Annotated in this window: 9 protein-coding genes; 8 read left to right on the plus strand and 1 reads right to left on the minus strand. The window is 70.6% G+C overall.

The window, feature by feature from the left end; translation table 11 throughout:
• The 6 genes from DQW06_RS06715 to DQW06_RS06750 form a co-directional block, all read left to right on the plus strand.
• Nucleotides 1-2,072 (plus strand): ATP-binding cassette domain-containing protein (locus DQW06_RS06715; RefSeq protein ID WP_117198154.1); only part of this gene is annotated, 2,072 nt, incomplete at its 5' end.
• A gap of 122 nt (nucleotides 2,073-2,194) precedes the next feature.
• Nucleotides 2,195-2,974 (plus strand): MBL fold metallo-hydrolase, encoded by a 780-nt coding sequence (locus DQW06_RS06720; RefSeq protein WP_071623195.1) that lies wholly within the window; start codon nucleotides 2,195-2,197, stop codon nucleotides 2,972-2,974.
• Between the two features lie 667 nt (nucleotides 2,975-3,641).
• Nucleotides 3,642-4,853 carry an acyltransferase family protein gene (locus DQW06_RS06730; RefSeq protein ID WP_013152942.1) on the plus strand — a complete coding sequence of 404 codons (1,212 nt, stop codon included), beginning with the start codon at nucleotides 3,642-3,644 and terminating at the stop codon, nucleotides 4,851-4,853.
• A gap of 38 nt (nucleotides 4,854-4,891) precedes the next feature.
• A complete protein-coding gene (locus DQW06_RS29790) occupies nucleotides 4,892-5,473 on the plus strand; it encodes a TetR/AcrR family transcriptional regulator (protein WP_013152941.1) in 582 nt (193 codons plus the stop codon).
• A gap of 537 nt (nucleotides 5,474-6,010) precedes the next feature.
• Nucleotides 6,011-6,595 (plus strand): hypothetical protein, encoded by a 585-nt coding sequence (locus DQW06_RS06740; RefSeq protein WP_126624978.1) that lies wholly within the window; start codon nucleotides 6,011-6,013, stop codon nucleotides 6,593-6,595.
• A gap of 1,133 nt (nucleotides 6,596-7,728) precedes the next feature.
• Nucleotides 7,729-9,765: a BCCT family transporter gene (locus DQW06_RS06750; RefSeq protein ID WP_117198155.1), complete on the plus strand. Its 2,037-nt coding sequence runs from the start codon at nucleotides 7,729-7,731 to the stop codon at nucleotides 9,763-9,765.
• A 58-nt stretch (nucleotides 9,766-9,823) separates the two neighbouring features.
• Here the strand turns inward: DQW06_RS06750 and DQW06_RS06755 are convergent, their stop codons facing one another.
• On the minus strand, nucleotides 9,824-10,624 hold the full coding sequence (locus DQW06_RS06755; RefSeq protein ID WP_013152938.1) for an SDR family NAD(P)-dependent oxidoreductase: 801 nt from the start codon (nucleotides 10,622-10,624) through the stop codon (nucleotides 9,824-9,826).
• Nucleotides 10,625-11,004: 380 nt separating this feature from the next.
• On the opposite strand from DQW06_RS06755, the gene DQW06_RS06760 reads away from it, so the two are divergent.
• Nucleotides 11,005-11,199 (plus strand): hypothetical protein, encoded by a 195-nt coding sequence (locus DQW06_RS06760; RefSeq protein ID WP_013152937.1) that lies wholly within the window; start codon nucleotides 11,005-11,007, stop codon nucleotides 11,197-11,199.
• A gap of 101 nt (nucleotides 11,200-11,300) precedes the next feature.
• A partial coding sequence (locus DQW06_RS06765) for a dihydrodipicolinate synthase family protein (RefSeq protein WP_157983362.1) occupies nucleotides 11,301-11,986 on the plus strand: 686 nt, incomplete at its 3' end.

An 11,986-nucleotide genomic window follows, 5' to 3' on the forward strand; every position in this document is an offset into this window, starting at 1 on the left:
GCGAACGGCGCTCCCCCCGCACTCCCGGGGGCGGGGTCCCCGACAGCGTGCGCGCCCTGCGCCGCCGCACCCTGCGGCGCAACCGAGGCCGCGTCCTCGTCGGCGTGGTCCTGCTCTCCCTGCACCAGGTCGCCGAGGCCCTCGTTCCGGTGGCCATCGGCCTGACCATCGACTGGGCCGTCTTCTCCGGCGACGTCGGCGCCCTCGCGGTCTGCGTCGCGGGCATGGTCGTGCTCTTCACCGTCCTGGCCCAGGCCTACCGCAACGGCGCCCGCTTCACCCTGCGCGCCGTCGAGAACGAGGCGCACCTGCTGCGGGTGGAGGCCGCCCGCCGCGCCCTGGACCCGCGCGGCGAGCGCAGCGGCCTGCGCGCGGGCGAGGTCCTGTCGGTGGCCACCTCCGACGCCGAGCAGGCCGCCCTGTACGTGCGTGCCTGGTCGGCCTCGATCGCCGTGGCGGTCGCCATCATCGTCACCACCGTCGCGCTCCTGGCCGTGGACGTGCCCCTGGGGATCGGCGTCCTGGTCGGCGTCCCCCTGCTCATGCTGCTCCTGCGCCTGCCCGCCGCCCGCATCACCCGGCGCAGCGAGGCCAAGCAGGCCACCGCCGCCGGGGCCACCGCCCTGGCCACCGACCTGGTCAGCGGCCTGCGCGTCCTCATGGGCATCGGGGCGCGGCACAACGCGGCCGCCCGCTACCGCCGGGCCAGCGCCCTGGCCCTGGACGCCTCGGTCGGCGCCGCCGCCAGCAACGGCGTCTACCGCGGCCTGGTCACCGCAGCCAGCGCCGTCTTCCTGGCCTGCGTGGCGGGCGTGGCCGGGTGGATGGCCCTCCAGGGACGCCTCAGCGTCGGCGAACTCGTCACCGTCATCGGCCTCGCCCAGTTCCTGGCCGAACCCGTGCAGAGTCTGGGCATGGTCGGCCAGCTGTTCGCCACCGCCCGCGCCTCCGCCCGGCGGCTGGTACGCCTGCTCAACGCCCCCGACGCGGTCACCCCGGGCGAGCGCGCCTGTGCGGAGGAGCCCGTGGTCGCGCTGTCCGGGGTCAGCTACCGCACGCTGCGCGGGGTGGACCTCGAACTCGCCCCCGGCGAACTCGTCGGCGTGCTCACCACCGACCCCCGCGACGCCGAGGCGCTGCTGGAACTGCTCTCGGGCCGGGCCGAACCCGCGGCCCTGGACGGCACGCTCACGGTGGGCGGCGTCCCCGTCCCCGAACTCGCCCTGGACGCCCTGCGCGAGGCGGTCCTGGTGGAGGAGCACGGGACCACCCTGTTCGAGGGCACCCTGCGCTCCAACCTGGACACCGGCGCGGACGGCGACGAGGAGCGGTTGCTGGACGCCCTGCGCGCCGCCTCGGCCGCGGACCTGGTCGAGGGCCACCCCGAGGGCCTGGACCGGCCGGTCGCCGACCGCGCGGCCAACCTCTCCGGCGGCCAGCGCCAGCGCGTGGCCCTGGCCCGGGCCCTGGCCGTCGAGCCGGACGTCCTGCTCCTGGACGAGCCCCTGGCGGCCCTGGACCCGCAGCTGCGGGGCGGCCTGCGCCGGGAGCTGTCCGCCATGCTCTCCTCCTCGGGGTGCGCCACGCTGATCGTCACGCACGACCAGCGCGAGGCCCTGTCCCTGGGGTCGCGGATCGCCCTGATGCGCGAGGGGTCCCTGGTGCAGTTCGGGACGCCCCGGGAGCTCTGGGAGGATCCCGCCGACGCCTTCGTCGCGGACTTCCTAGCCAACGCGGTCCTGCTGGACGCCGAACCCTCCCAGGGCGAGGCCGCGGTGCTCGGCGGCCGGTGGAGGATCCCCGCGTCGGACCTGCGGACCGGGCCGACCCGGCACGGCCGCACCCGCCTGCTCCTGCGCGACGACAGCCTCACCGTCACCGACCGCGACGACGCCCGCTCAGTGACCGCCCAGGTCACGCACGCCGAGTTCGTCGGCGACGCCGTCCGCCTCACGGTCGACGCGCACGGCCACGTGTTCGGCGTGCGGGTTCCGCCCGACGCCCGGATCGGCCGCTCCGTGTCGCTGGCGGTCGTTCCCGGCCGCGCCACCCTGCTCGTTCCCGCGGCCTGAGACCAGCCTGCCCTGAGACCAACGTGCCCTGAGGACACCGCCCGCTGAGGGCACCGCTCGCTGAGAGCAGCACCCCGGCTCCGCCCCTGATGCCGCCGGACCACCCCACGACGGAGGAACCCGTGCTCGAACTCGAAATCCTCGGCTCCAACGCCACCGCTCCCACCCCGGAGGGCCCCGCCTCCTGCTACCTGCTGCACACCAGCGACGGCATCCTGCTGGTCGACGCCGGGCCGGGGTCCCTGCTGGCCTACCGCACGCGTTACGGGCTGGACCGGCTGCGCGGGATCGTGGTGACGCACCTGCACGCCGACCACAGCCTGGACCTCATGGCCTGGGCCTACCGGTGGACCTTCCCCGAGGTCCTGCCGCGCATCCCCCTGTACTACCCGGAGGGGGAGGCAGAGCGCCTGGCCGCCTTCGACGCGGTCTTCGGCATCCCGACGCTGCCCACGATGAACAGCCCCATCGCCCAGTCCTTCGAGCCCAGGGAGATGGCCATGGACGGGACCACCCGCTACGAGGCGGCGGGAGCCTCCTTCCGCTCCTTCCGGGCCCACCACAGCGTCCCCTCGGCGGCGCTGCGGTTCGAGGACCCCGACGGCGGCAGAGTCGTCTCCTTCTCCTCCGACACGGGGTACTGCGAGGCCGTCGTGCGCGCGGCCGAGGGGGCCGACCTGTTCGTGTGCGAGTCGACCTACCTGGAGGCCGACGACCAGGCCCTGACCGGCCACGGCCACCTCACCGCCGCGATGGCCGGTGACCTGGCCGCGGAGGCCGGGGTCGACCACCTGGTCCTCACCCACTTCGCCGACCCCGGCATGTGGGAGGAGGGCGCCCTGCACGCGGCACGCGGGTTCTCCGGCCCGGTGAGCGTGGCCAGGCCCGGCAGCCGCTTCTGAGGGGTCGGCCGGGGGCGCCGCAGCCCCGTCTACTGCGCCCCCGCGGTCCCGCCCTCGGCCTTGGTCCCTGGCCAGTCCCATGGACTGCTCCGCCCTGTGCCGCGCAAGGGCACCCCGGCGCGGGGCTCGCGGATACGCCACCAGGGGCGGCAACAGCACTGCGCGGGATGCGCCCCGGACTAGGTGTCCGCGGTGAGCACGATGCTGGCATGGCCCAGCATCGCCTGCACCACATTTCAGCTCCACCCCCGCCGCCAGCGCCAACGTCGCCGCACCGTGGCGCAGATCGTGCCACCGCACCGGCGGCGACCCACTCTCCGTGTTCAGTTTCCGGAACAGCCGGGACAACCGCTGAGGAGCCAGCGGACCACCCCGCACAGCGGTGAAACGAACCCGCGCGCATCCCACACCCGACTATGAGATTCAGCCTCCTTCTGCTGATGCCACTGGTGACGGCGCAACACCCCGGTGGTGGTGTGGTCCAGCACGAGCATGCGGCGGCTCGCCGCGCTCTTGGGCGCCAACTCCACCAACCCGCCCGGGTGACAGCCCGCCGTTGAGGCCGTAGCACCGACAGCCCACGCACCCCAAGGGAGATCCCGGAGAATTCCCTGATATCAACGCGAACCCCTGGCAGCCGTCAACACGCCCGCTTAGCGTACTGTCCATGTGGACAGTAAAGAATCCAACTGGACAGTACCCGCAGGCCGACAACGGTCGGCTGTACTACCTTGACCACCTCAAACTCCTGCTCATCGCACTCGTCGTACTCCTCCACGCGGCACAGCCCTACGGCCCCGCCGACTGGTGGTACTTCGAGGACCAGGCCCAGGCGCCGTTGCTCTCCAACGCCGCACTCGTCGCGGGCACTTTTCTGATGAGCCTCTTCCTCCTGATCTCCGCCTACCTCGTCCCGGCGGCCTACGACCGCAAGGGCCCCAAGGCCTTCCTGGGCGACCGCTTCCGGCGGTTCCTGCCGCTGGTCCTCGTCGGATTCCTGGTGGTCGTCCCGGTCCTGATGTACGCCTACTACTTGAACTTCCGTCCTCACCCCGACCTCGGCTTCGCCGCCTACTACGCCGACGTCTACATGGGCGGTGCCGATCGACCGCAGGGCTGGTCCGGCCCCATCTGGCCGGACCGCCAGTTCGCCCACCTGTGGTTCATCCAGCACCTGCTGGTCTATGCCCTCCTGTACGCCCTGTGGCGCGCTCTGACGGCCCGGCTGCGCAGCCGGGCGCCCTCCTCCTCCACGGACACTGCTCCCCGGGCCCCCTCGACCGCCGCGATCCTGCTCTTCGTGGCCCTGGTGGCGCTGGCGACCTTCGCACTGCGGGTCTGGTATCCCGTGGACACCTGGGTCCCGCTCCTGGAGTTCATCCAAGCCGAGCCCGGCGACCTGGCCCTGCAGTCCTCCTTCTTCGTGACAGGCCTCCTCGCCTACCGGCAGGGCTGGCTCACGGCCTTCCCCGACCGCGCGGGGTATGCCTGGCTCACCCTCGGCACGGTGCTCGCCGGAGCCCACCTGGCCTTCGGTGAGGAACTGGACAGGTGGTACACCACAGGCGGCTGGAACACCGGCTCCCTGCTGTGGTCGACCGTGGAGACGCTGATGTGCGTCTCCCTGTCCATCGGCCTGCTCGTGCTGTTCCGCCGGTGGGCCGCCCGGCCGAGTCGGCTGCCGCTCGCCCTGGCGGGGCTGGCCTTCACCGTCTACCTCGTTCACGTTCCAGTGGTCGTCGCCCTGCAGTACACGGCGGGCGCCCTGGCCGCGGGCCCGTGGGAGGGTTTCGCCCTGTCCGCCGTCGGTGGCCTGGTGTTGAGCTTCGCGCTGGCCTGGGGCGCCAGTCGAACCCCCTACCTGCGCCGGGTGCTGTGAACGGCGCCCCGCCGGTGGGACGGCTAGGCTGTGCGCCCATGACGCACAGTGCCGATCTCACCGGCCGGGCCCGCATCCGGATGTCCGCGCTGCGCCTGTTCGCCGAACACGGCTTCTCCAGCACCTCGCTCCGCGCCATCGCGGCCGACGCCGGGGTCTCTCACGCCTTGGTCCGGCACCACTTCGGTTCCAAGGAGAAACTGCGCGAGGCCGTGGACGAGGACGTCCTGGACGCCTTCGACACGGTCCTCTCCGACATCGGCGAGCGGGAAGGCGCACCGGAGAGCCTCGCTGCTTTCGGCGAGGCCAGCGCCAGGCTGTTCGGAACGGACGCGATCCGGCGTGAATACCTCCGCCGCGCCTTGGCAGAAGGCAGCGACCTGAGCGCCCGCCTCTTCGCCCGTCTGCTGGAGGGGGTACGGGTACGGCTCTCGACGATGGGCGGCACGGATGAGCGGTGGGCCCCCTACCAGGTACTCTTCCTCGTCCTGGGCCCCATGCTCCTGGAACCGGTGATGCGACCGGGCCTGGACACACCGGTCTTCGACCCCTCGGTGGTCGCCGAACGCAGCGCGGCCAACCAGCGGCTGCTCACCCACGGGATGTTCGCCAAGGACTGAGACGCACACGCACGACAGACGCGACCGAAAGGGCCACTCAACGGACTCGCGCGAGAATCCGCCGCAGCGCACCAGGACCTCGCGAGGTGCCATCGGATACCGCCAGGGGCCGGCGTGCGCTCCGTTCGCGCTCCGCAGTTGCGGACTGGGACGACACCGGGCGTCACCACACGGCATCCGACGGCACGGCTGATCGGATGGTAGGGGACCGACGGTTGCAAAGCGACACGTGACGGTACGTATCCAGCGAAATTCTCATCCGATGGCCGCAGGTTCGAACCCTGCCGGGTACGCCACGAAAACCCAGCTCAGACGGAGTGCACGAGGATCCCGTAAAAGGACCTCACAGCTTTTTTGGGCGATGTGTGCTCCATACGCGCTCTTCAGTTCAACCTCAGTCAAAACGCACCCATCGGGCTGAGAAACCCCGTGTGAGGTCCACTCGTCCAAGATTGATAGGCACACCCTGGACCCACGTGTCCGGCCGCACGTCAGCCCTTCGATGCGACAACCTCCGAGGCGTACCACTATGTACGTATGGAGACGAGCAACCACCTCACCGGAGATCCTCACGGGCCAGTCGTGCAAGCTGGCGTGGTGCACGGTGACGTGATCCAGATCGTGAACGTCGGGGAATCGCACGGACCCAACGATGCGAGCGTCAGCCCCGGCTGGAGCTTCTCGGGCCGCTCCCCCGACCCGAGAGCAGCGCCGTGGGACTTCTTCTGGAGGCCGTGGGAGGAACCCGAGACCTACAGACTCAGCATCCGGAACAAACTTCCGGCGCCGCTGGTGATCGCCGAGGCCGGGTTCGTTCTCCGCCGAGCACCACGCGAGACGGGCGTCGATCTGGCAAGAATCACAGCACCAGAGGTGGAGTTTCCACTGACGGTGCGAGGCCATGCGAGTCGGGAGGTTCCGAGCACCGCACTCGCCGGTTTCTCCAGATACCAGGCCGGCAAGGAGTCGGAACAGTTCTGGCTTGGCGCCTACGCCGTAACCGCTCGTGGCCGCGAGTACCGCGGCTACAACCACTACCCCGGAAGCCGGCGTGTCAGGGGGACTCGCTTCGAGCAGGAGTACTTGAAGCGTCGGGCCCGGGGTGAGCGCGTTTCGTTGTAGGAGGGAATCGCAGCTACTCGACCTTGGCCCATTCCTCCGCGCTCGAGACATGACGGTGTTCGCTCTGGTGAAGAGGGGGAGCGTCGGTCTGGCAACTCATCCGAAGATCCAGCGGCCAGGGGTCTATCAAGCTGGTCACACGCCCACCGGCCCTCTCGCAGGCACAGCCCTCGGCGCACCGTACACATGCACATAACCGCTGGACTCCCCCGCGCCGGAACACCGGCAGAGTTCCTTGTGGTCGGCGGGAAGCGCCGTGCCCAGGCGCGCCTCGACCACATCCCACGCGATGTCGACATTCCTCGGACGCCGCTCGACGGCGTCGGCGATCCGTCCGACCCATGACACTGCGGCCCCCTGTCCTTCCGGCAGTTCCGGCACGCCGTCGATCCGAACCCTGTTCGCTTATGGACGTTACCCACGCAGGGGACCCGGCGGCGCGCACTCCGGGGCGGGGCCGGAGTACGGAATCCGACCTCTGCCGACGATGGCGTTCACCGTTATGGCGGGCAGGCGACCGGGCGGCGCCCGGCCCGCGAGGCGAACGATGACCAAGCCCGCCACAGCGGCCCGAAGGAAACGCGCACACCTGACCCCGCAGAGGAATTCACCGACAAGAAGAACCAAGAAAAAAGCCTCGACCGCGAACGCGCCATCCGATCGACGCACCGAGTTTTCGCCCTTCCGGTTGACAACTGCCCACGCCACAGTTATTGTCGTCGCTTATGTCGAAATTCGCATCGTTGGTGGAAGGCCGACCCGGATCCGGGCTCACAAGAGGACCTACGGCCCGAACCGCACCCGGCGACCCGGCCGCCCCACGACCCGACCGACACGGTGAGCCCCGAAAACAGCCCGTGGTCAGGCACGGTGAGCCGCGGCCAGGAGCCCTCCGGGACATCCGATCGGCATCGCGGCAAACGGTGATCGGAGCTTCCCAGCATCAGCGCGTACGCGGCGAGGCACACGTATTGTGCGGTGGCACGCCCGGCGGCAGCGGCTGCTAGTCCCGCCGGGTCCAGGCGACATGGTCGTCGGTTCTCCCACCCTTTTCATCAACCTTTCCGGCGTGCGTTCGTGCCCCCGGGCACGGTTCGCGCCCCTGCTCCACTATTCGTGAGGCTGTGTTCGCCATGCCCGAAAAACCACATAAAGACAAAGAGCAAACGAGCCGTCGCAGGAAGGAACACAAAGACGAGAAAGGCAAGGACCGGGCCTCGGCGCCGCGGAGCCGGACGGGCCACACCGCGCTCGGGAGCCTGGACTACCAGCACCCCACGTATCCCCACGACACACACCCGGTCCTCGTCCCGGGCATCTCGATCGACGACCAGCGCCGCAGCTACCGGGTCGACTGGCTCGTCTTCGCGGTCGCCGGATCGCTGACGGTCGCCTTCGTCGTCTGGGGCATCTGGTCGCCGGGAAGCGTCGCCGCGGTCGCCGAGACGGCGTTCTACTGGTCGACCGACAACCTCGGCTGGATGTTCAACGTCGTGGCCATCGTCGTGCTCGTCTCCACCGTGGGCATAGCGTTCTCGCCCTACGGGAGGATCCCGCTGGGCAAGGACGGCGAGCGGCCCGAGTTCAGCACGTTCTCCTGGACGGCCATGCTGTTCGCCGCCGGGCTGGGTGTGGCGGTCCTGTTCTGGGGGCCCTCGGAGCCGCTCGGCTACTTCATCTCACCGCCTCCGCTGACGAACGAGCCGGAGTCGGTCGAGGCCATGCACACGGCGCTCGCCCAGATGTACTACCACTGGGGCTTCCACGCGTGGGCCGTCTACGCGCTGGTCGGCGGGGCCGTCGCCTACGCCGCCTACCGCCGCGGCCGTCCCCTGCTCATGTCCTCGATCTTCCGCGCCCTGTTCGGCCGACGGCTCACCGAGGGTTTCGCCGGAAAGCTCGTCGACATCTTCGCGATCATCGCCACGCTCTTCGGCACCGCCGCCGCCCTCGGTATCGCGGCGATGCAGATCGGCTCCGGCGTCAGCATCGTGTCGGGCGCCGGGGACCTCACGAACAACACCCTGGTCGTCATCATCGCGGTCCTGACCGTCGGCTTCGTCGTCTCGGCGGTCTCGGGCGTCGCACGGGGCATCCGGCTCCTGTCGAACGTGAACATCGTGCTCACGATCGGCATCGTCGCGGTCTTCCTCTTCCTCGGCCCCACACTGTTCCTCCTGAACCTGCTGCCCTCGGCGGTCATGGAGTACTTCGGCTCCCTGTTCGACATGATGGGCCGATCGCTCTCGTGGGGTCCCGAGACGCAGGAGTTCCAGTCGCTGTGGACCGTCTACTACTGGGCGTGGTGGATCTCCTGGTCGCCCTTCGTGGGCATCTTCCTCGCGCGCATCTCCCGCGGCCGCACCATCCGCCAGTTCACCCTCGGCACGATCATCATCCCGTCCTCGCTGCTCTTCGTCGCCTACGGGGTGATGGGCGGAACCTCCATCTGGATGTACCGGGAGGGCGCCCCCGGTCTCACCGAGGGCATGCCCGCGCCCGAGGTGCTCTTCGCCCTCATCGACAACCTGCCGTACGTGGAGTGGCTGCCCTTCGTCGTGATCGTGGTGCTCGCGATCTTCTTCATCACCGCCGCCGACTCCGCGTCGGTGGTGATGGGCATGCTCACCACGCAGGGGGACCAGAACCCGCGCCTGTGGGTGGTCGTCTTCTGGGGCCTGGTCATGTCGGGGATCGCGATCGTGATGCTGCTTCTGGGCGACGCGACGGCGTTGACGGGCCTGCAGCAGCTGGTGATCGTCACGGCGGTGCCCTTCGCGCTCGTACTGGTCCTCGCCGTCGTCGCGTGGTTCAGGGAGCTGCGCACCGATCCCCTCACCCTGCGCATGCACTACATCGACACGGCGATGGACAACGCCGTGACGGAGGGGGTGGACCGCTACGGCGACGACTTCTCCCTGAAGGTCGTGGAATCGCGGCCCGGGGACGGAGCCGGGGCGGGCATCGACTCCACCGACGAGAGCTACACGGAGTGGTACCAGCGCACCAATGAGGAGGGCGAACCGGTCGGCTTCGACTTCGGGACCGGGGAGTGGGCCGACGGCTACGATCCGGACACCGGTGAGACCTCGGAGACCGCCCCCGAAGGGGCCGTGGTGGCACGGGAAGACCGCGTCGAGGTGTCGGAGACCGGGACCGAGGAACGCTGACTCCACCGCCCCGGCCTCCGCCGTTCAGCCGACGTCGGGGGCCGACCCGCCCCGCCGGTCAGACGCCGGACTTCTCCAGCAGTTCGTTCGTCAGTTCGGCGAGACGACGGCGGTACCCGGGGTCGAGGGCGGCGGGGACGGAGGGCGGTGTCTCCACGCCGTCGTCGAAGTGGCGTCCGCTGACCCGCTCCAGCTCGGGCGCGTCCACCAGACGGCGTGTGGCGGCCACCCCCTTCTCCAGGGGGTCGTGGAACTCCACGCCCGCGGCCCTGGTGAGGGAGGTCTCCATGTAGGTCCCCGGGTGCAGGGAGTTGACCGTGACCCCGCTGCCGACCAGTTCCCCGGCCAGGTCCAGGGTGTGGCTGATGAGGGCCAGCTTGGACCGGCGGTAGGCAGCGGGTTCGGTGAAGCCGCGTTCGAACTGCGGATCCTCCAGGTCCAACTCCTGCTGTCCCCGGGAGGCGATGTTGACCACCCGTGAGGGAGCGGACCGGCGCAGCAGCGGCAACAGCTCCCTCGTGAGCAGCACCGGCGCCAGGTAGTTGACCGCCAGGCGCAACTCGTGGCCGTCAGCCGAGGTCGTGCGCTCGGCGCCGTCGATCCGAAAGCCCACCGCGGCGTTGTTGACGAGCACGTCGAGCCGGTCGTGGCGGGCGGCGACCTCGGCGGCGAGCCGCTTGGCCCCGGCGAGGGAGGAGAGGTCGGCCCGGTAGACCTCGCCGCCGGTGTCCGCGGCGACCTGTGCGAGCCGTCCGGTGTCGCGGCCGTGGAGCAGGAGCCGGTGCCCTGCCGCCGCGAGGTCCTCGGCCAGGGCTCGGCCGAGTCCGTCCGACGCGCCGGTGACCAGGATGGTGGCCATGTGGGTGCCTTTCACAGAAGGGGGCGCCGCCGGTTCGGCCGACCGCGCGCTCCCACGGTATGACGGCCGACACCAGCGGTCAACAGAGGTTGACCTGGGCCGATGTCCGCCGACCCGGGTGAGGGGCCCGCCCCACAGGCGGGGGGAGCGGGACGACCGCCGCCGCGCGGCCCGGACGGCGGTTCGGGTGCCGCGGTGCCGGAAGCCGCGAAGCCGTTCGGAGGCCGTACTCGTACAGGACGGGTCGGACGGGGCGGTGGAAACCGGGCGGATACGCTGCTGAGCGGGGAGGGCCGCCGCTTCCGCGGCGATGGACTCCCCGCTCTCTCGCACTCTCGCGGCGCGCGTCCGCGATCCCGGAAACAGTGAGGTGGACGGCCATGGACAAGCCGCGTGGGAAGGACTCGTTCTCGTTGCTGTACAGGACGGGGTTCCGTATCAACTACGCGCTCCTGCACGTCATGGGCCCGGCGTCCCTGACCCCCGAGACCGATCCGCAGCACCGCGCGAAGAGGGAGTACGAGCGCCGGCGTGAACTCCACCGGGCGTGGAAGGCGCAGCAGCGGTCCCGGTAGCGCGACCGGGCGGGTGGCGTTCGCCGACGCCGAGGCCCCCGCGACCAGCAGGGGCGGAGCGCTAAGCCGCCACACCCGCCCCGCACACGTGAGGAGAAATCATGTTCACCGGCCTGAGCGCCTTTCCGCTGACCCCGTTGGACGACGACCGCTTCGACGAGCGGGCCTACGCGGGGCTGGTCACCCGCCTGGCGGAGGCGGGCGTCGACTCCATCGGCGCGCTGGGTTCGACCGGTTCCTACGCCTACCTGGACCGGGAGGAGCGCCGCCGCGCGGCCCGGACGGCGGTACAGCACGCGGACGGCACACCGGTGGTCGTCGGTATCGGCGCGCTGCGCACCTCCCAGGTGCAGGCCCTGGCCCAGGACGCCCAGCAGGCCGGTGCGTCCGCCGTGCTGTTGGCTCCGGTGAGCTACCAGCCGCTCACCGACGAGGACGTGTTCGCGCTCTACGCGACCGTCGCCGCCGAGCTGTCGGTGCCCCTGGTGGTCTACGACAACCCCGGCACGACGCACTTCACCTTCTCGACCGGACTGTACGCGCGCGTCGCCGCGCTGCCCGCCGTGGCCGCGATCAAGATCCCGCCGGTGCCCGCGGACCCGGTGGCCGCCCGCGAGCGTGTGGCGGCGGTCCGCGCGGCCGTGCCCGACCACGTGAGCGTCGGGGTCTCCGGTGACGGCGTCGCCGCGACGGGGCTCAACGCGGGCTGCCGGGCCTGGTTCTCCGTGGTGGGCGGAACCCTGCCCGCCGCCGCCCTGCCCCTGGTCCGCGCCGCCCTGGGCGGTGA

It is taken from the genome of Nocardiopsis sp. TNDT3 (assembly GCF_003427465.1).
GTDB lineage: Bacteria > Actinomycetota > Actinomycetes > Streptosporangiales > Streptosporangiaceae > Nocardiopsis > Nocardiopsis dassonvillei.